This window comes from Acidianus manzaensis, from assembly GCF_002116695.1.
Classification (GTDB): domain Archaea; phylum Thermoproteota; class Thermoprotei_A; order Sulfolobales; family Sulfolobaceae; genus Acidianus; species Acidianus manzaensis.
Genome location: NZ_CP020477.1, coordinates 2,596,258 through 2,616,934, shown reverse-complemented (window position 1 = coordinate 2,616,934; position 20,677 = coordinate 2,596,258). Strand labels below are relative to the sequence as shown.

Here is a 20,677-nt window from a genome sequence, read left to right as displayed (position 1 = left end):
CAAACTAAATTAAATTTTCTCTAATTTTACTAATATTTTCGACCCATACTTGATTAAAAGGAGTAACAACATTAGGAAAAATGCCTTACATTTCGTAACAACAAGCAAACTTAGGCTATAATCAACCATACTAACATCCGAGTAACAGCCTTAGTATCACGATTAAAACGAGCTAAACGACTCCTACGATTTTTCACACAAGACATTTACCAAGGTAAACACTCAGGTATTATGACAGAAAAACAAATAAACACTCAAGAAAAAAACTAACATAAGCCAAAATAACATGGGCTAAAAAACTCGTGTACAAGGCTGGCTCACGATCCCCTCGATAATCTAACAAATGGGAAAACCCCGTGTAGGAGAATATTACTTTTTTCGAGGGGCAAAAAGTAGTCATAATTATGAAAACAAGTAAAAAATAATCCAATATTCTTAGAAGTATTATGATAGAAAACCTAATATGAGAAAAAAAGTATAACACATGCAACAAATAAAATTGAAAACCTTTGATTAATGTTGGAGAATCAAAAATAGTAGTAACAAAAATAAAACTAGAACAACAAGAAGAACAATTAATAGAAAAAGAAAGCGAAACAAGAGAATTCAAATACGACAACGAAGGAATACAACAACTCACAAACTTCCTAGAAGACTACAACGAAGGAATAATGGAAGCAACCGGAATATACTTCTACCACCTATACGACACACTAACACAAAAAGGATACAAAATAGGAGTAATAAACCCACTACAATTAAGAGAAATACTCGGAAAAAAGACAGACAAACTAGACTCAAAAAGACTAGCACTAGCATACGCAATAGGAACAATAAAAACATCATACCAAAAGAAAACGAAAGAGAAATAAGAGAACTAGAAAGACACAGAAAACAACTAGAGGAGAGAATAACACAAATAAAAAACATGATAAGAAAAACACTACAAACAGCAGGATACAAAATAGAACCATTCAACAAAGAAGGAAGACAAATACTAGACAAACTAATAAAAGGACAACAACTAACCAATGAAGAGAAAGAGAAACTAAAGAACTTGTTAGGAAGAAAACTAAACAAAGGCGAAGTATTAATTTTGAAACAACTAGTAGAAGAGTTGAATATGGTTGAAGGACAAGTTAAGGAGACTGATGACACGATTGCTACCCTAATCCCCAAGGCTACTCTTGAAGAATTACTCAAAGTTCCAGGAGTAGGTTTTGTCACAGCTTCAGCTATTTTGGGAGAGACTGGTGATATTTCTCGATTCTCAAACTCTAAGGCTTTTTGCTCTTATGCTGGCCTTTCTCCAAGAACTTATATAAGATTTATTACTGAACACTAAGCAGAGTGGTGATTTCTTGAGTCACAATGGGTTGATTCCGGATAATAAGTATTTGAGACGTGCTTTCTTTCTCGCTGCGAGAGTTGCTGTTAGTGTTGACGATAAGTTTAATGAGTTTTATACTAGAATTAAAGAGTGGTAGTGGTAAGAAGGCTCTTGTTGCTGTTGCTAATAAGCTTGCTAAGGTTGTGTTTCACGTTTTACACGATGGTGTTTATGAGGGTAATTCTGAGAAGGTGATCAAGGTTAGAAAAGGGAGGGAGCCAAGCGTTGATGGTGATTCAACCTTGTCTTCAGCCTTAGACAAATTATGAAAAATAGCATGATTGTTAGAGGTGAAACATATGATGCATTATAAGAGTATTCTTACCATTCCTCTCCCTTCTTAACAACGTTGTTGCTCCATAAGAGTGACATCTAATCTCTCTATAAATCTGATTTTCAATATTATAATAATACTTCCATTTATACAGTTATTTACACTTATGATACAATACAATGAATGTGTAGATGGAAGTTAAGTTAAATTTATATGCTTAATCACTTTTAGGTACTTACATGGTTTTCATTAGTGTTATAATTACTGCTCATGATAGAAAAGATTATTTAATGCAAGCTGTAGATTCTGTCTTAAATCAGACTTTACCTAAGACTGAATATGAAGTTATTGTTGTGAAAAACTTTGATGAATATACAAAAGAACTTGAAAAGAAGGGAGTAAAAGTAATAGTTACTTCAGACAAGGAACTAGGAAAAAAGATAGTGATCGGAACTAAGGAAGCTAAAGGAGAAATAATCACTCTACTAGAGGATGATGATTTGTTTTTGCCAAAAAAGTTAGAGAAGGTAAAAAAGGCTTTTGAAAATAAAGACGTTATATTTCATTCTCATGGAATTCAAGTATTTAAATATAATAATATACCATCTGACATTAGAGAAAGTAAAGATGAAGAGATGATTATAGATGTAAAGAAAATTAATAGGACTGGATTAAAAAGATTACTATTAGATCATAACTATTCAATCTATTTTAATACTAGTAGAATGAGTATAAGGCGAGAAGTATTTAAGGAAAATGAAAAACTCATAGAAAAATTTACATTTGAACTTGATTTTCTATTATTTTATGTTAGTGCTCTATATGGTAAATTAATTGTATACGACCCGGAAATTCTCTCTCTATATAGAGTTCATAATAAAAGTACGAATGGGTTTAATGTTGAATTCAATGAATGGCTAAATAAGCAAGTTCTGATAAGGAAAACTCATATTGAAAAATTTCCTGTAATTAAGAATTTTATAGAAAAAAAAGTATGAAAGAGCCATACGTTAAAACTTTGTATGAATTTGTGAATTATTATTATAGCTTAGAAAAGATATCACTGAATATTTTTTTATCTGACGAAAAGGTTTATTTGTCAGATTTAATTAATGTAATGAAATTTAATCCTAATCCTAAGTTTATAGTAGCATTTTTAATTGATTTTTCTCCTAAGAAAGTTAAAAATGTTGTAATCAAAAAATTATATAGATCTTCTCTGGTATAAATCCTTATATTTCGTTATGAAAGTATAGGAAATTTTTGTAAATTAAAATGAACTATAGGAAAGAGAATGCGTTCTCATAGTACTATCATAAAACCATAAATTCTGGGATAAGATCTTTCATCTCATAATACCATATATTAGGAAATATTTTTTATATTAAGGCTTCTATTAATAGCCTGGCAGCTCTTAAATCTAACTAAAGGAATGGTTATAGAGACTTATTAAGATTAACTGGAATCAAGTTGTGTGTGTCCATAGTGTTGTCATGAAGGTATAAATTGTGGTACCAGCTCTCTCCCATAATACTAACACTAATGAGTACTTCATCATATCTAAGCTCCTATCAACAGCCTTGGTAGCCTCTTGAACCTTACTAGCCTATCACGTAAGGATGAGTGAATGGACTCATAAGGTTATTTTTGATGTTGGTTGTTTTAGGAACCATGCTACTATTTTGTTAATGTTATAGTATTTTGATACTCCACTGTAGGAGCATTGCATTATTATCATTAGTATTAGTGCTCTTATTATGACGTCGTCTAAGTCTTTGAGTATGGTTGTTAGTACGTAGTTTATTTTGACAAGATTTTTATGTTTTGTTGGTAATTAATTATAGGGAACTGGAAGATCTTCAGTTATATAGAGTTTCATGATATTGTGTTCTCTAAGTCTCCTTAAGTATTATGCCTGTTGTTTTTACTTTTAGCTAAATTCGATTAATTTCTAATATTTCTATAATATTTTGTATCCCTTTAATACAAGAGAAACTAATTTTTATTCAATTTTATGCAAGTGGGTCACTCTTCCGACTAACATACTTTATATGAGTTTGTTAATAGGAGCTAGCTATGATGAAACGTCACTTAGCAACGATGTGGTGACAGGATAGGCTTATTCTAGAATTTATATCTTCTCGATTATACTATTGATTCACCTAATGAAATTCTGATCTACGTTTTATTTAGACTCTTCTCGAACCATTTCCTAATAACAATTTCCTTTAAAATAGATGGTCCAAAATCTATTAGATAGAATAATACGAATATTAATTTTGGATATATTCTTAGCACATTAATAAGATCTATTAAAGATACCTTTTGATTTTTTTGAAAAAGTTTGATTCCTATTTTAGAAATACTAATTTCATATTTAACATAATTATGAATTAGTTTAACATGTTTCTCCCTTAAGTCAAAATTATCTTCTATAAATTGATTAATAATGTTGAATGTTATAACGTGATTATTTAAATAATCAAGTTGCTTCCTTTTCCATTCATCTATTTGATTTGCGAATACTCTACCTGTATTTTCGCCATGTACTCTAAAGTATGTGTAAATGTTAGGATCAATAATTATATATTTACCTAATAAGATTCCTATGTCAAAAAGAAAAATATCTACTCCATAGATAAGATTTTTTAAATATTCTTTATATTTTAAAATTTCATGCTTACGTATACTCATTCTGCTATTATTGAATGGGGCAGAGTATTTTACTATGATTTTCTTTAATTGTTCTTTTGTAATTTTATAGGTATCAATAATTATCTCTTTTTCTGTTATTTTTGGTATTTCTCTTGATATTTGATTATTTGAAAATTTTTTAAAATTATTGACATAAAATATTATATCATCGTTTTTTTTGGAATATTTTCTTAATTTTTTCTAATTTCTTTGGTAAGAATAAATCATCATCCTCTAATAATGATATAATATCACCTTTAGCTTCTTGTGCTCCTAATACTATCTTTTTTCCTAGTTCCTTGTCTGAAGTAACTATTACTTTTACTCCCTTCTTTTCAAGTTCTTTTGTATATTCATCAAAGTTTTTCACAACAATAACTTCATATTCAGTCTTAGGTAAAGTCTGATTTAAGACAGAATCTACAGCTTGCATTAAATAATCTTTTCTATCATGAGCAGTAATTATAACACTAATGAAAACCATGTAAGTACCTAAAAGTGATTAAGCATATAAATTTAACTTAACTTCCATCTACACATTCATTGTATTGTATCATAAGTGTAAATAACTGCGTTTTACTGTTTCATCATAAATGGCTTTAGCACATTTATTTTTAGCGTAATTATTCAACTCCTTATCTTCTTCCTTCTTAGTAACTATAATCTCATATTTATCCTTATCAAGATTTTGAGATATTACAGTATATAAAGCATATCTTAAAAATCCTCGTTTGCTATACTCAGTAATAATGGTGCGCCAATTCTTTCTGTGGGTATAAATGCTGAGCGATTGTCATATGTTCTAAGAAGATCCATTATAATATTTGACGTTACAAAGTTTTCACCTTCTACAGAATTAACAGGATATATTCCTACGTCAAAAGCTTTACTGGTGATTTCTAAGATTATTACTGCTTCCTTTATTCCGTTCTCTTCCCGGCATTCAAATTCTATTTTTAAATCTTTATCATATACTTCTATATCGTCTAAACCAAGCTTCATTTTATATCTTTCAGTTATGAGCTCTGAATTTTCTTGAATCCAAGAGCTATTGATAAGGCCATAAATATTTGATTTTATTTTGTTCATTATTATATCTTTATTTTCTTTAATTATCTTCATGAGTTTTTTTACATCAAATGGATCTTTTCCAAAGATCAACTCTCCTTTTAAAGGTGGATCGAATTCAAAGTGAAAGTTAAAAAAAGGGTCCGTAACAACGTAAAATAGTCTTGATAAAACTGTTTTTCCGGATGAATTTGGTCCTATTATAACTACTTTATCATCGAAATTAAGGTCTGCATGCTTTATAGGCCCTATGTTTTTTACTTCGAATTTCATATATTTTGCTTTGTTTTAGGAAGTAATAAAACCCTACTAACTTTTTGGTTTATTTCTAGTTAATGGTTGTCAGTTTGTATAATTAGGTTTTTATAAAATGACAGCCAATTTTAAAAACTGTAAAGAAACAGGTTGGATTTCTTACTGATTACTGGTACAAAATTTTTTATTATTCCTTTATTTTTTCATTCAATGTCTAAATGATTGACGAAATGAGATGTATTATTATGGAAATTTTTCAAGAAATTAGAGGACAGTAATCAAATATTATTGCATAGTAGTTAGGTTTTCATCTTTAGGAAGAGTGCTGAAGAGGGATAACTCGGAAAAGTTTTAGAGCTAATTTGAAGGGACTACTTCACCCTTACTGACGAAGTATCCCACCTCGCGATGATTTCCTGCTTTCTTAGGGAACTTACTAAACACCACCTCACCAAAGGTGACGTACAGCAGAGGTTTTCCCTCCACAGGCAGAAAGGCAGTCCCAACCCCATCCTTCAAAACATTCAAAGAAGCATTATAATCACGATCTATTACAAGACCACAATTAGGACAATGGAATACCCTATCAGATAAGCTCAACTTTATCTTATACCCACACCTAGAACACGTTTGCGACGTATACGCTGGATCTACCTCCACCACCTTCCTACCAGCTCTTACAGCCTTGTAGAAAAGTTGGTGGAGAAAAGACGAAAACTTAGAATAAAGAATGTGTTTTCTTAACCTACCAAAAGAATCTAACACCATCCTTTGCGTATTTAACTCCTCAACAACTATCACATCATAATTTCTCACTAACCACGTTGTTACCTTGTGAATATAATCCCTAAGAGTATTCTCAAGCCTTTCATAAGCCTTAGCAAGCTTCAGCCTAGCCTTTTCCGATTCCTTGAACCCTTCCTCCTTCTCGATAACCTCCTCTGCAACAATCTAATCCTTTCCTCCCTCTTATCTAACAGTTTAGAATTCTCAATCACAACACCATCACTCGTTGTAACAAATTTCTCTACGCCCAAATCAACACCCACAATTTTGCCAGTCTTCTCGATGGTTGTTTTTCTTGCTCAACTTGAAATATTGCATACCACTTATCTGTTTTGCTTCTCTTTATGATGACTCCTTTTATTTTTCCTTGTATTGGCCTATGCAAGAGTACTTTGATTTCTCCTATTTTTGACAGATGGAGTTTATCCCCTTGTAGTTTGAATCCTGATTGGTTGTACCAGATTATTTTGAATATTTTTTTGTGTCTTAGTTTTCCTACTTTCTTTCCATTTTTCTTCAATTTTGATAAAGAGTTGATGTTGTACCAGAGTATGTTGTTTATCATTTGTAAAGCTTTTGAGTATACTTCATGTTTTTCTTTCATGTTCTTGAGTAATTTTTGTGTGTCTAGTTGTGTTACTTTTATTCCTTGTTTTTTCTTTTCTGTTATGTAATCCAATAACGAGTTGTATACTTTTGCTTCTGTTTCCATTGTCTTGGCGAGTTTTTGTTCTACCTCTGGTGTTGGGTATATTCTATACTTATAAGATAAGGTTACTGTATTCTTATTCTTTTCCTTGGTTTTCAACATATTGTTTTAGCGCCTCTAGTGTTACTTGTCCAGCTAGGAAGTATGAGGGAGCCCATAAGTGTACTTTCCAGAGTTTTACTTCTGGGAAGTTTTTCTGTATTTCTCTTGATGTTATTGTTTTTATTGTGTTTATGTATCTTGGTATGTTTAGTGTTGGTTTTGCTTTGAATACCCTATGGAAGTGGTCTTTATCTACATCAATTTCAATAACATCGACCTCAAACGTTTCGCTAATTTCGTATGTTAGTTTCTTTGGGAAGTCTATTGTTTTATCGTTGTCAAATGTTTTTCCATGTTTTACTACTTATATTTATAGTAGAGTGAGTAGACTGAATGTGAATCTCCTAGAGTTTGTAACGCATAGTTCATAAAATTTTTAATAACTATAAATAAAAACTTTTTCTATAAGGGAGCTATCCATCCCAACTTCTGATGGGGACTTCCGCCCCCTTAACCCCCAGTAATGTTAAAAAATTCCCTAATGAAGTTTTTATCAAGGTATATGCTTGAAGGATCATTGGACATCAAAAATATGCTTAAATAAAACTTGATTTTCTCTTCGTCACAAAGGTTAAGATTTACTTTTCTATTTAGAAATAAATTAATTATATTATTAATTTCTATTTCAATTTTTTCTGGTTTCTGAATAAGTTAGTTTAGCATACTTTCTAAACATCTCTTATAGTTTTCATCTTTCTTACCTACTATTATTACAGTAATGGAATAATTCTGTTGTAAAAATTTAATAAACGGCGGACGTAATTCTGAATTAAGTTCTTTACATCTCCCTTTCAACTGATTATAAATCTGTTCATAACCTTCTTCATCCCCATCAATCATAAAACATAAATTAATATTTTCGTTTGGTGGTTTCTCTTCACCACAAATATATTTTTCTATACGGGAAAGCGCGTTTCTTTTACCTCCTAATACTCAATCTTTTCTCTTAATTCTTCTTTTGGTTTTTTGTCATATAAGTTAACTATAAATTCTTTATCAGTATTTCCCTCTACAGAAAGTCTTTGACCCACTCCACGCCCTAAAGGCGAGGATTCCGCTAGGGTCTAAAGCGTTACTCCCCTTTATAGGAGCTACTCCATTATGGAATACGTAAAACGAAAGCGGTCTCTTAATCTTTACTGGAATCCCTTTCACCACCCTCTTCATAATATTTAAAGCTCCATTTAGATCAGAATGAAGCTTATGACCTAAACTACACGTTATTGTACCTCTCGGCTTCCTCACAACCTCTACACCATGATAAGCACAGTAACGCGAAGTATTATACTCAATCACTTTATACACTCTCATACCATACTCAATAAGCTTTTGAGAAAGAATATCTATTAGTTTACCATAACTCCACATGTTTACCGTAAACTTATTCCCCTTATCTTGAGCAATATCGTAAGGATAGCCAACATACACTTCTGAAACACCGAGTTCGTATAATGTCCTAGCTAAATGAGATGCTAATGTTCTGTATAAGTGTAATAAACGAGAGTAAAGTTTCTTAAATAACCTTCTCTTTTCTCTTGTCAATTCTTCATAAGCTTCAGCCTCACCAATATTCTTAGTTTTATCTGCCAGTGATTGCACTTCAGCAATCTTCTTTTGAAAATAGAAGTAATCCTCTTTTGCTCTAGTACCGCGATACAATAACCAAGTACCATCATCAACTACAACACTAGCTAACATGTTAATTCCGAGGTCAATTGATGCCTTCTTGTTACTTTTAGGCGTTGCTATGATTATTTTATCTCTCTTTCCTTTTACAATGTACTTTGATGGTTTGCCAGTTCTTGCTAAATAAACGCCAACTTCTACTGGTATATTTGCGTACCACGTGTTTTTCAGTTCGTCGTAAATTATCTCTAATCTTCCTTGTTTGCCACTCCATCTTAGCTTTCCAGCGAATTCAATTTCTAAGCCAAAATCTTTCAAAATAATGTTGTTGTCCTTCACTTCGTATCTGTCTTGTCTAATTATTAGTATCTCTTTTCTTTTTCCGTTCTTCTTCCAATAGCCTGGTGGTGTTGCTTTTTCACCTTGTTTTAACAACGAAAAGAAGGATGACCATGCTTCATTGTTTTTCTGAATGATTGCTTGTGAATTGACTTTCAGAATGATCTTGTATTTTTCGTAGTATTTCTTGTATGTTTCTTTGAAGTTTACTTTCTTTTCTTTGAAGTATTGTTGTCTTCTTTCGTAAGTTAGTTCGTTCCATAGTTTTGCTGAAGTGTTAGCTAGTTTGTGTAGTTTTCTGTTTTGAAAACCGTTTACTAAAAGCCTGATAACGTTTGTTTTTATGTTGGGTACTTCTACTGGTATTGCAGGAGTGAGTGTCGGCTCCTGCCCCTCATCCGTCCTAAGTTGACCAGTAGAGTTACCCATTAAGAAAAGAGGGGATTTTTTTGGTTTAAAAACCTTTTTTACCCCGCCTTAAAAAGGCGAGGTTTGTCTTCTTGTTTATCAAAGTATGTTGACAGATAAACTGAATTACCAATCTTTTTTACTGAATTGGAAGTAGTTTTCTCTACTTGAATAACTGGTACAGAAGATTGAAGTGATGGTAAAAATGTAAGATTTATTTTAGCTACTTCATTTTCATTAACCTTTACAGAAATAGTATATTCACTTTCTTTATAAAAATAGACTTTTTGATCATCAATATCGACTTCAGAAGAAGTTAAACGAGAATAGGACGGTAATATACTACCTCTACTGCCCAAAGAATAATTAACTAACGAAGATAGATCAACAGGACTAACGTCAGAAAGGAAGAGTGTTGATAAGAAAATTGATTCCAGGAAACTTGTCTTACCTGATCCGTTCTTCCCAATTATGAAGTTAAACTTTTTCAATTCGCCTTCAAATTCCAAACCTCTGAACTTCTTAATTGCTATATTCTTTATCATGATAGTATTTTAGAAAAAGTAGTTAAAAACTTTAAGGTAAACTAATTATCTCATCCTGAATTTATGTTATCTGAAGCATTATTTTTGAAGTACTTTTTATGTTATATACTTATTCAACATATTTTACCTTATCTTTTATGCTAAAAAGTTCAAAATAATGAAGTCATTTTTATATGCTAAAATCACCGAATTTTTTCATGATTTCTGGTTTTCTTGTTTTCAATATATAATATCCTACTGCATGTAATCCTAACACTCCCCAGGCTAAAAATACTGCAATATTTAAGGGAAATGCAGGAGCTGGGTAAGTTCCAAAATAAATAACCATAATATAAGCGATTGCGGATATTACGGGAATTATAATATGTTTAACTAGGTTAGCCATTTTTATTTTCACTTTATATCTTACTAAGCCTATTGCTGCAAATAAATGTCCAAAGGCTACGTAGAATGAACCAAATGTTATTAAGAATATGCTTGCTTCTAATGGTCCAAGTATGTATCCACTTATTAGGCTTAATGCTCCGATTATTGCCCCAGTTAATATTATTGCATTTCCTGGGACTCCGTGCTTATTTACTTTGGAGAATATGCTGGGATATAATACATTGTCTCTGGCCATTCCGTATACCATTCTGCTTCCGCTGGTTGCAAATGCTAATGTTGAGGAATTGAACATAAATGCTACTAATATTATAAGGAGTATTACTATGACAGGATTGAAGTATTTGCTATAGATTATTATCATTGGATCTGAAAGTGTAGCGTAATTGAACATGTTTGATGGTCCGTATATTACCGTTTGAGCATAAGCGTTTAATAATAATCCTATCCCTAATACTGCAAATCCTAAAAGTAATGCTTTAGGTAATGTTTTCTTAGGTATTTTAGCTTCTTCTGCTACGCCTATTGGCGTTGTTGCTCCTCCAAATGTGGTTATTCCAAATATCATCGCAGTTAATACTAAAATCCAGTTATTGCCTATCGGTTGAGGTGTAAATACTGATAATGTATTGTTACTTCCTGCTAATCCTATTAGTATTAATGAAGTTATGATAAGGAATCCTATGGATACTAATCCTACTATTAAATTGAGCATTCCTCCAGGTTTTACTCCAAACCACATAAGCAAGGTTACTTCTATAGTGATAATTGTTACTATTACTGCCCAAAGCCAAGGCATCGTAGATTGAATTGAAGGATTAATTAAGTATAAGAACGAAGCAATTCCTAATATACCGAATCCAGCTGCACCTGAGACTAAATATTGATAGAGGTAACCGTATCCTACGGTAAATGAAGCTAAACTGCTTCCTAATCCTTTTTTCACAATTGCTACAAAACTATAAGCTGAAGCAATGTCTTTGCTCCATTCATAAATTATTACTAAAGTTGTTGCATAAATTATATATGACAAGAGTGTAATGAGTGGTAACGCTCCACCTGCTAGGCCTGCTATTCCAACAAAATATAATGTAGCTACTGCTATTGGCGCGTTGGCTGCTATTCCATAGCTCGCAACTAACCATGTTCCTAAAACCCCTCTTCTTATTTCGTTTCTTTTTTCATCCATAGATTATTCTAATAATAATAGTAACTAATATGTTTATACAAGGTTAGATTATTGGAAAATTTATCAATAAATCGTGTAACTTTGTTAAAGAAAAAGCTTATAAAGTACAAAACGAAGACTTAATTTCCTCTTACTTCCTTATTTTCAGTCTTATGCTTCTTTTCTTATTTCATCATTTTTCATGATGTTATATAGACATAATGTTTTAGAAGCTATTAAGGTTTTTATAAACTTAAATCTATGTTAATCTTAGCTTAGAGAATTGACATATGTAAAATTTATATAATTGGTGATATTATGCATTTTTCTGTCAATATTTATATAAAAGAATTTGCAATAAATTATTAATTTTAGGATTCTTTAATAAAATTTCGATTTATATATAAGAGAAATGTAAGACTGAACAATGTTTTTTGATTTTTAGTCCTTAATGATGCGCTTAAAATATTTAACTTAGTTAAAGGGTATCCTTTTTATGTTTTATTTTTAACATTTTTATATGGAAGAAGTTTTATTGAAAAAGCTTGAGAGGGAATTTGGAACTGCTTTTACAACTGATGATAAAATTGTAACAGAATATTCAAAATCTCCTTATTTAGTTTCTCCTATTCTTTCAAAGATGGGTAAAAGAGCTCTAGGAGTACTTTACTTAGAGGACGAAGAGGAAATTAAAAATGCACTGAATATTTGCGATTACTATAGAATTCCAGTAGTAGCTAGGGGAGCAGGAACTTCGACTATTGGTCAAGTTTTGCCTATAAAGGAATCAATAATTTTTGATATTAAAATGAAGGAAAAAATGGAATTTGAAGATAATTGGATTAAACTTTCTTCTAGTGTAAGAGTTAAGAATGCTTTAGAGTACTTACGTAAAAGAGGAAAGGAGCTTAGAGTTTATCCTAGTAGTTTTTATATTTCTATAATGGGGGGATATATAGCTGGAGGAGACGTAGGAATTGGGTCTTTTCAATACGGTTATCATTTTGATGGAAATGGGATTAAAAGTATAAAAATAGTAGGACCTTTCCAAGAATATACATTAGAAGGAAAGGATACGTTAGCTGTTGCGCAAGCTGCCGGGACTACTGGAATTATAACTGAGGCTGAGGTTGCAACGATAGATTACGAAGATTGGAAGGATCAGTTAATTGCAGTTAACGAATTGGATGAAGTTGTAAAAATATTAAAGAATCTTAGTCAAATTAGAGATAAAGTTAGGAGGATTACTATAGAAGATTCAAATGCTTTTTCTTTAGTAGGTAAAAATAGAGTTGATAAGATTGGAAGGTGGAATGTAATGGTTGCTAGTACTTTAAGCTTAGGAGAGGAAGTTAACTTAAAGTTCCTTGACGAATTGGCTTTTGCAGCAATTTACGTAACAATGAGTAAGTTAACTAATTTTAAGGAATATTTTTACGAGGTAAGGCTTTTGCCATTATCTAGTTTTTCTAAGGTTGTAAGTGAGGTTAAAAATGCCTTAAAGGATAAAGTTCTAATTCACGGGGATGTGATGACTTTGAGAGGGGAAACTGTTATCTACACTGTATTTATGTCTGAAAAGCAGAATTTTGATTTAATAGATTCTATCATGGTAAAGGAAGGTATACCTTTTGAGATTCATTCAATAGAAGTAAATGACAGAGTAGATGAAGAATTTAGATTAGAATTAATGAAAAAATACAAAAATATTGTTGATCCTCATAATATATTAAATCCTGGGAAGTTAAGATGTTAAAGTCTTTACTTGAAGCTATAGATATTCTGGAATCTAAGGATCCTTTATCCAAGATCAGAGAAAAAGTCAAAGGGATTAAATATGAGGAGAAGAATTTTGGTGAAGTAACGTATTTGAAGGCTTATTATGGCAATGGAGGGAAGAAGAGAGTTGAAATCTTAGGAAGATTAGGGGCTATTCAAATGAAGGATAGTAAGGGTTTGGTGTCAGATGCTGATGGAGCAATAGTTTCTTTAGCTTTAATTTTAGAGTTAATTAACTTGAAGGATAAGGGAATAACTTTTGATGTTGATGTTTCTGTAGTCACTAATATTTCCCTTAATGCTAAGCTTATACCTCATAAACCTTTCAATTTTATGATTCCGTTAATTGATTTTAATGATGCGTTAAAAGAAGAGGTTGATCCTAATGCAGATTTAATTCTCTCTATTGATTCGACTAAAGGGAATAGATTAGCTAAATATGATGATTTTGCTATTACTCATGTAATAAAAGATGGTTATATATTGAAGTTAGAAGATGAGGTTATAGATATTTATAATAGAGTTACTGGTCACGAGGTTTACATGGTGCCTTTAACTACTGGAGATTTGTTACCTTTAGATTTTAACGTATATCATATAAGTACTTTGATTTCACCTTGGCTATATACTGATTCTCCAGTTATTGGTTTGGCTACTGTATCGAAGCAAGTTGTTCCAGGTTATGTTACTGGCGTTCTTAATATGGAAATGTTAGAACATACTTCAAGATTTTGTTTAGAAATATTAAAATATGTTGAAAAGGAAGGAAAAATATATAATGAAGAGGAATTAAAAGAGATCGAAGAAAAATTAGGAAAATCTAATTTAATTAGAGTAAAGCGTGGTTCAACTTGATAAAGATTCTTTCAGATTTGGTTTCGTTTGAAACTGTTAATCCTCCTGGTAAAAATTACTTGGAGATTTCTAAATATCTTAAGGATTTATTTTCTGAAATTGGATTTAGCGTAGAAATAATAGAAATTGATGATGAATACGTTCGTAAGAATTATATTTATGATGTGAATGAAAGATATAAAAGAAGTATAGTTTTAGCTAAAAATGATAAAGAAGCGAGCATTCACTTTAACGGCCATTACGATGTAGTTCCGCCTGGTGAAGGGTGGATTACTGATCCTTATAAACTGAAAATTATTGATGGTTTTGCTTATGGGAGAGGCGTTTCTGACATGAAGGGTGGAATAGTTAGCATGTATTTGGCTCTCAAAGATGTTAAGGTCCCAGTGGAGATTTCTCTAGTTCCGGATGAGGAGAGTGGCGGAATAGGAACTAAGTATTTAGTGGATACTCATAAAGTTTCGCCTAAATACGTAATTATAGGTGAACCTAGTTTTCCTAATATATTCATAGGGCATTATGGAATAATAAGGGGGTTAATCAAGGTTCACGGTAAGCAAGGGCATGCGAGTATTGGTGGAGAAAATGCTTTTATAAATGCTTCTAAATTAGCGTTAGAAATAGATAGGACTTATGGAGAAAAGGTTAGAAGGAAGGGTAATCCTCCTTTGTCTTTGAATCTTGGTGGATATGTTGTCTCTAGTAGTAATAATGATGGAATTATACCTGGAGAGTTTGGATTTAGTTTTTATAGAAGTATTTTGCCTGGCGAAGAAGTAAGAGAAGAATTAGAAGATAATGTGAAAGAAATAGCTTCTAGATTGAACGTCAGATATACTATGGAGATTAAGTCTTTGGTTCCTGGTTTTTATCAAGATTCTACATTGGCTAAAATTGGAGAAGAGTGTGCAATTAAGATTTTGAATAAAACTGAAAAAATTATTTCACAACTCAGATTTGATGGTGTGTTTTTCAATAAATATTGCAATTCTGAAGTAATAAACATAGGTCCAGGAGAGGAAGCTCACGTTCCTAATGAGAAAATCAATATTAAAAACATACAGAAGGTAGCTGAAGTGTATAAGTGTATAATTAACTCAATGAAAATGTCATAAATTATTTATCCTTATTTTAAACATTTATTAAAAAATTTGCTTCAATTTCCCTATTACTTTAAAAACTTTAAATTTTTTTAGGTAAAAATCTTATTAAATGATGAGTTAAGTTGATATTGGAATGAATGGTATATATAACGTCAAATTAACCATCTCTCACAAGGGGTGTTGGACGGAGCATGTAAAATATAAGGTCAAGACTATAAAAATTTCTAACTATAATAATAAGAAGGTTAAAGTAATAGTTATTAGTCCATTTAATATTACAAAAGAGCTTAAGAACGCAGATAATGTTGAAGAAATTGTAAAATATAATAAATTAAATGAAGGTTATATTATTCAGTTTTTGGAAGATAAAGATAGTACAATTTCTGGAACTTTAATTGAATTTGAAGATGATATTTTGGATTATTCTAACGTCGTAAATAGAGGTATAGAAATTTGGAATATAACAACTACAAACAAGAGACTTACTAAAATTTTTATTGACAAATTTGGTGCTGAAAACGTAAATATAGAAAAATTGAAATTAAACAATTTATTACGTGGAACTAATCTGACTGAAAAGGAATTACTATCGCTCAAAACTGCTGTGATGATGGGATATTTCAACTATCCGAGGAATGTGAAAGCTAAAGACATAGCTACTGTACTAGGAATTTCAAAACAAGCATTTCTCTATAATTTAAGGAACTGCATCAATAAAATTATAATGTCTGTAGATTTAGATAATATGGATTAGAAAACTTATTAGTTGAATAAAATTCTAATTAATGTAAAATGTATTTTTAGTTGAGTGTGTGTTACTGTCATTTAATAGTTTTTACTTCTATTCCTTTTTTGTCAAGAATTATGTAACCTCTATCGTTATACAAATTATTAACTAAGGATAATGTACCTGCGTTAGCACAGCGTATGCTTTTAAAATATTTTAGAGCATGTGAATGTCCTAAAATTAAAAAATTATCAAGGTTTTTGAGAGCTAATCTAAAGAATAAGCAGAATAAGAAGGGAGGTATATTTTTATTAATTTTCATTAAAAATTTAGCTAATTGATATTCATTTCTCTCGTTAAAATATTGATGACCGTGTAGAAGAAGATAATTTTTATTGTAATTTTTTAGTTTAAGAATGTCTGTGTCTCCATCGCATTTATCTTCGTCTCCTTTGACGTAAACTATTTGAGTTTTTGCTTGTAATTTATCTAAAAATGTTTTGTAATCTTGAGAAACTATAATATCTCCTAATAATATGATTAGAGAAGGGTTTTCTCTCCTTGTAATTTCTCTAATTTCGTCAATATTGCAATGAGGATAATGAATATCTGACAATACTAGGACTTTGTCATTTATTTCTAGTTCAAGTTCTCTAAATTTCATACATTAATATATGTCAGTAATTAAATAAGACTAATTCGGTTTATTAATTGTTACTTATATTTCTTTATTTAGAGATTACTATTTAAGAATATTCTTTTGTAGTGTTTTTACATTTACCTATTCTTTCAATTTTGGATCTTCTTTATTTGAAAAACATAGCTTCAACATTATAGCAGAACAAATCTTATGAAGGATTTCTCTCAATTCTAAATTATTAACTTTTTATTAAGAAAAAAAGAAGAAGTTTTATTATTAATGTCTCATTTTTCTTTTTTCATTATGAAAATAACTACTACTGCTACTACTATAATGACTATGATTATAATTCCCGCAATGAGCCCAATAACCAGAAAGTTAGGCGATTCTACTAAAGTCTCATTAACGTAACCATTAACAGTTATAACAGAGCCAACGGGTACATTGTATGTTCCTTTAAATTCTCCCACTTCGTAGAATGGTACGCTAGCATTTAAACGAATAGCAGTTCCAGGCTTATTCCAGCTAGAAACTCCGTTTATTACGGTTAAATATTGCTTTTCAGTACCTATCTTAATTACTGTAGCATTATTTAATGAAAAGTGTAATGGGACTGAAGTATTAGTAATGACGCATCTCTCATAAGAATTTATTTGATAAGTATAATTAATTATTTCAATTTTTGTACTCACATTTAACCACGAAGAGTTTAAATAAGTTAATTTACTATTTACTGATGCTTTAACAGGAATAGGAGAGGAAACAGCAACATAATACTGCGTTATAGTCTTAATTTCCACATCTTTTGGTGAATTTACGGTAAATGATTGAGTAGATATGGACGTAATCACTTCTCTTTCTGTAGAAGATGGATAATAAGTTATATTTTCAACACTTATAGAAGTTCCTCCATTATACCAATTAGACACAAGCGTCTGATTGGCACCATTAACTAAAGCATAAACAGGAATAGGAGAGGAAATATTAACGTAGTATTGAGTTATAGTAGAAACCTTGACACTTAATGCAGAATTTACGGTAAATAATTGAGGAGATATCAACGTAATCACTTCTCTTTCTGTAGAAGATGGATAATAAGTTATATTTTCAACCGATATTTTTACACCTTTATTATACCAGTTTGAAGTAAATGTCTCATTGGCACCATTGACTAAAGCATAAACAGGAATAGGAGAGGAAACAGCAACATAATACTGCGTTATAGTACCAATATTTACGGTTAAAGATGAGCTAACAGTAAACGAGCTAGTTGGTGTTATACTACTTATTACTTCTCTTTCTGTAGAAGATGGATAATAAGTTATATTTTCAACACTTATAGAAGTTCCTCCATTATACCAATTAGATATGAAAGTAGTATTATCACCATTGACTAAAGCATAAACAGGAATAGAAGAAGAGACAGTAACATAATATTGAATATAGTAGTTAACTGTTATTGATCCTGGAGATGTTACACTGCCTAAAGGATTTGGAGCATAAGCTCTTTCCTCAGAATTTGAATTAGGCAGTATTTGCGAGTAATAATATGGTGAATTATAATCTACCCATACTGTTGCTGGTGGGGTAGTGACTACTTTAGAACCGAAAGAATAATAGGTAACCGTAGGAGAACTACTCCACTGGCCATTTTCTACTGTGAAATCAAATGTGACAAGATACTGCTCATAATAAGTAGTATAAACTGTAGTTGATTCTGTAACAGTACCTGAAATTGAGTTAGGCATAGCCCATCTTATACCATTTGACAATGAAATTGAAGATTGTATTGAATATGTAGTTCCATAAGGCACATAAAGTATAGTATTATTAGAATATGGTATAGTTATGGTGCTTCCATTTGGAAAATCAAATGTAACGTTAGGTGATTGAGGTAAAGAAGAACCATTAACGTAGTAAGTGAATTCAAATGGAATATATGAAATATTTGATGTACTAACTGTTATTGTTACTGTTTTCGTAATGTAAAAACCAGGTAATAAAGATGCATTGATAATCATAGTATAAACTCCTCGAGTTAATCCTGTAACAGTTATTGTATCAGAATCTTGACCATTAACGTAAATTGGATTTTCTGAAATTGAATATGTTATACCGGAAGGTGATATTACGTTAATATGAACGTAACCGTAAGCGTTTAGGTTAACATTTATAGAGGATGATTCTCCCTGAGCAAGGCTTAATGATGATGGGTTAACTGTTACTTGAAATTGAGTAGTGTTAGTTGAAATAGTTTCTCCTTCCTGAGTATTAACGTTTGCTTCTCCAACTAGTTCACCTTGTAAATTATATACTAGAATGGAGTAATTCATAGGGATTAATGTTAATTCTGCTTCTCCATTATAGAATGGAAATTCAAAATAATCTTTGTTTTGTGAGACATATGGATAAGAATAGGAGGAATTGTATACTATCATATATCCATTTTGAACATTAGCATTAATTTTTAGGGTAGATACTGAATTTTGATTCCACAATTCACCTAACCTACCAGATCCAGCTGTTAATCCAGATAACAATGTCCCACGTAAAACATTATAGTATGGACTTGGAATTACGTTATTTGAAGTTTCTCCAGTGTCTGAACCAAAATCGTAAGCGTTTCTAATTCCTTGAAAATTATGGCCATTAAAGTACTCTAACTGTAGATAAACTGAAGATTGATAGATGTAAGCGCAAGATCCATCTCCAGGACCAACCATATCCAATTCTGCATCATAATAGAGTCCGTTTCCAGTATATTGGTAGCCATCAATTAAGAAGTAAACATTACTGGCGTATTTTACATTATCTACAGTGACTTTATCATAGTTAACCCAACCATGACCATCATCGTACCAGAAGCAAATTACTGGTTGGCCAATAGAATTAGTTGTAACGTTAATTAAAAGGTAAAATGTAGTAGGAAGTGATAAACTTACATCATTACCGGGATAACCGGTAGCACAATCGTAGTAAAAATCTATCCCATCACAACTTGCTATATGACCGTTTCCACTTACTCCATTAACATTAGCATTTACAGCAGAGAAATTCCATATATTATCTATAAAACAAATATTATTATTGACAGTATTATAATCAGCTACATCTTGCGTCCAGAGCGCATAAGTATTTCCATCATACTGATAATTCAAAACAACATTAAGCTGAAAGCTTACGTTATTACTATCAAGCTTTGCAGCGTATGCGTCTAGACTATTTATGTTTATTACGCCTAAAAATTGTGTTGTTTCTCTAATGAATGGACCATTAGGGCTTAAACCGTAATCAGCAATTCCCATAGGTGCTGGCTCAAAACGATAACTCAAATATGGATTGACTCCTTGTTCAGAGTATTTTCCTGCTAATGAAGAATTGCCAAGACTTGGAGGCAACGCACGCATATTTGTTGCTACCAAATGTTTAGTAGGATGCTCTATTGAAGAGCTAGATGTTACTGACGTTAGTGTTAAAATTAATGAAAATATACTAATTATTATTAATATAGAAATTAACAAAGTAAAAAACCTTAACATTGTAAACTAATTCAATTAAATCTTATATAAAACTTTTCCATATATTATTATTTAAAGATATTTATTCATCATATAAAGATTGTACAGAATCTTATATTGTTTTCTTATTACTAGAAAATATACATCTTATTGACATTTGAAGCGTAGGTACATCAAATTCATACGAATTCTGACAAAGGTGAACTATACTAATAACAGCTATTCCCAATATCATCAGTAAAAGTTTAATGACTATTCAAGTTTTTCAGTGAACTGCTTCGCTATTACGACGGAGCACCTAGCGATG

General features: G+C 31.2%; 15 protein-coding genes and 4 pseudogenes. 7 read left to right on the top strand and 12 right to left on the bottom strand.

The window, feature by feature from the left end; translation table 11 throughout:
• Nucleotides 1-509 precede the first annotated feature (509 nt).
• The 3 genes and pseudogenes from B6F84_RS13535 (at nt 510) to B6F84_RS13950 (ending at nt 2,892) form a co-directional block, all read left to right on the top strand.
• Nucleotides 510-1,659 (top strand): annotated as a pseudogene (locus B6F84_RS13535) (IS110 family RNA-guided transposase).
• A 244-nt stretch (nt 1,660-1,903) separates the two neighbouring features.
• Nucleotides 1,904-2,662 (top strand): glycosyltransferase family 2 protein, encoded by a 759-nt coding sequence (locus tag B6F84_RS13530; RefSeq protein ID WP_148692729.1) that lies wholly within the window; start codon nt 1,904-1,906, stop codon nt 2,660-2,662.
• Nucleotides 2,659-2,892 carry a hypothetical protein gene (locus B6F84_RS13950; RefSeq protein ID WP_187152708.1) on the top strand — a complete coding sequence of 78 codons (234 nt, stop codon included), beginning with the start codon at nt 2,659-2,661 and terminating at the stop codon, nt 2,890-2,892. The genes B6F84_RS13530 and B6F84_RS13950 overlap by 4 nt, the downstream gene beginning before the upstream one ends.
• Nucleotides 2,893-3,155: 263 nt before the next feature.
• On the opposite strand, the pseudogene B6F84_RS14150 reads toward B6F84_RS13950, so the two are convergent.
• The 10 genes and pseudogenes from B6F84_RS14150 to B6F84_RS13485 all read right to left on the bottom strand — a co-directional run.
• Nucleotides 3,156-3,305: pseudogene (locus B6F84_RS14150) on the bottom strand (IS1 family transposase); the annotation flags it as partial.
• 537 nt (nt 3,306-3,842) lie between these two features.
• The gene (locus B6F84_RS13525) at nt 3,843-4,358 is read right to left on the bottom strand and encodes a hypothetical protein (protein ID WP_148692728.1); all 516 of its coding nucleotides are present in this window, start codon (nt 4,356-4,358) and stop codon (nt 3,843-3,845) included.
• A 166-nt stretch (nt 4,359-4,524) separates the two neighbouring features.
• On the bottom strand, nt 4,525-4,842 hold the full coding sequence (locus B6F84_RS13520) for a glycosyltransferase family 2 protein (RefSeq protein WP_148692727.1): 318 nt from the start codon (nt 4,840-4,842) through the stop codon (nt 4,525-4,527).
• Between the two features lie 233 nt (nt 4,843-5,075).
• Nucleotides 5,076-5,699, bottom strand: a complete 624-nt coding sequence (locus tag B6F84_RS13515; RefSeq protein ID WP_148692726.1) for an ATP-binding protein — start codon at nt 5,697-5,699, stop codon at nt 5,076-5,078.
• Nucleotides 5,700-6,063: 364 nt separating this feature from the next.
• Nucleotides 6,064-7,278 (bottom strand): annotated as a pseudogene (locus B6F84_RS13510) (RNA-guided endonuclease InsQ/TnpB family protein).
• Nucleotides 7,253-7,647 (bottom strand): annotated as a pseudogene (gene tnpA, locus B6F84_RS13505) (IS200/IS605 family transposase). Before tnpA ends, B6F84_RS13510 begins: the two co-directional pseudogenes overlap by 26 nt.
• Nucleotides 7,648-7,929: 282 nt before the next feature.
• Complete coding sequence (locus B6F84_RS13500) at nt 7,930-8,118, bottom strand: hypothetical protein (RefSeq protein ID WP_148692725.1); 189 nt, start codon at nt 8,116-8,118, stop codon at nt 7,930-7,932.
• Between the two features lie 156 nt (nt 8,119-8,274).
• Entirely contained in the window at nt 8,275-9,672 is a 1,398-nt protein-coding gene (locus tag B6F84_RS13495) for an RNA-guided endonuclease InsQ/TnpB family protein (protein ID WP_148692724.1), read from the bottom strand.
• Between the two features lie 38 nt (nt 9,673-9,710).
• Nucleotides 9,711-10,196, bottom strand: coding sequence for an AAA family ATPase (locus B6F84_RS13490; RefSeq protein ID WP_148692723.1), 486 nt, complete (start codon nt 10,194-10,196; stop codon nt 9,711-9,713).
• Between the two features lie 169 nt (nt 10,197-10,365).
• Entirely contained in the window at nt 10,366-11,769 is a 1,404-nt protein-coding gene (locus B6F84_RS13485) for an APC family permease (RefSeq protein WP_148692722.1), read from the bottom strand.
• Between the two features lie 499 nt (nt 11,770-12,268).
• Here B6F84_RS13485 and B6F84_RS13480 point away from each other — a divergent pair, with 499 nt between their 5' ends.
• The 4 genes from B6F84_RS13480 (at nt 12,269) to B6F84_RS13465 (ending at nt 16,239) form a co-directional block, all read left to right on the top strand.
• On the top strand, nt 12,269-13,504 hold the full coding sequence (locus B6F84_RS13480; protein WP_148692721.1) for an FAD-binding oxidoreductase: 1,236 nt from the start codon (nt 12,269-12,271) through the stop codon (nt 13,502-13,504).
• Complete coding sequence (locus tag B6F84_RS13475) at nt 13,498-14,382, top strand: DUF1177 family protein (protein ID WP_148692720.1); 885 nt, start codon at nt 13,498-13,500, stop codon at nt 14,380-14,382. Before B6F84_RS13480 ends, B6F84_RS13475 begins: the two co-directional genes overlap by 7 nt.
• Nucleotides 14,379-15,497: a M20 family metallopeptidase gene (locus B6F84_RS13470; RefSeq protein ID WP_236748981.1), complete on the top strand. Its 1,119-nt coding sequence runs from the start codon at nt 14,379-14,381 to the stop codon at nt 15,495-15,497. The genes B6F84_RS13475 and B6F84_RS13470 overlap by 4 nt, the downstream gene beginning before the upstream one ends.
• A 121-nt stretch (nt 15,498-15,618) precedes the next feature.
• A complete protein-coding gene (locus B6F84_RS13465) occupies nt 15,619-16,239 on the top strand; it encodes a helix-turn-helix domain-containing protein (protein ID WP_148692719.1) in 621 nt (206 codons plus the stop codon).
• A gap of 67 nt (nt 16,240-16,306) precedes the next feature.
• Here B6F84_RS13465 and B6F84_RS13460 read toward each other — a convergent pair whose 3' ends face one another.
• Nucleotides 16,307-16,876: a metallophosphoesterase family protein gene (locus B6F84_RS13460; protein WP_148692718.1), complete on the bottom strand. Its 570-nt coding sequence runs from the start codon at nt 16,874-16,876 to the stop codon at nt 16,307-16,309.
• A gap of 260 nt (nt 16,877-17,136) precedes the next feature.
• Nucleotides 17,137-20,391: a thermopsin gene (locus tag B6F84_RS13455; RefSeq protein ID WP_148692717.1), complete on the bottom strand. Its 3,255-nt coding sequence runs from the start codon at nt 20,389-20,391 to the stop codon at nt 17,137-17,139.
• Nucleotides 20,392-20,677 lie beyond the last annotated feature (286 nt).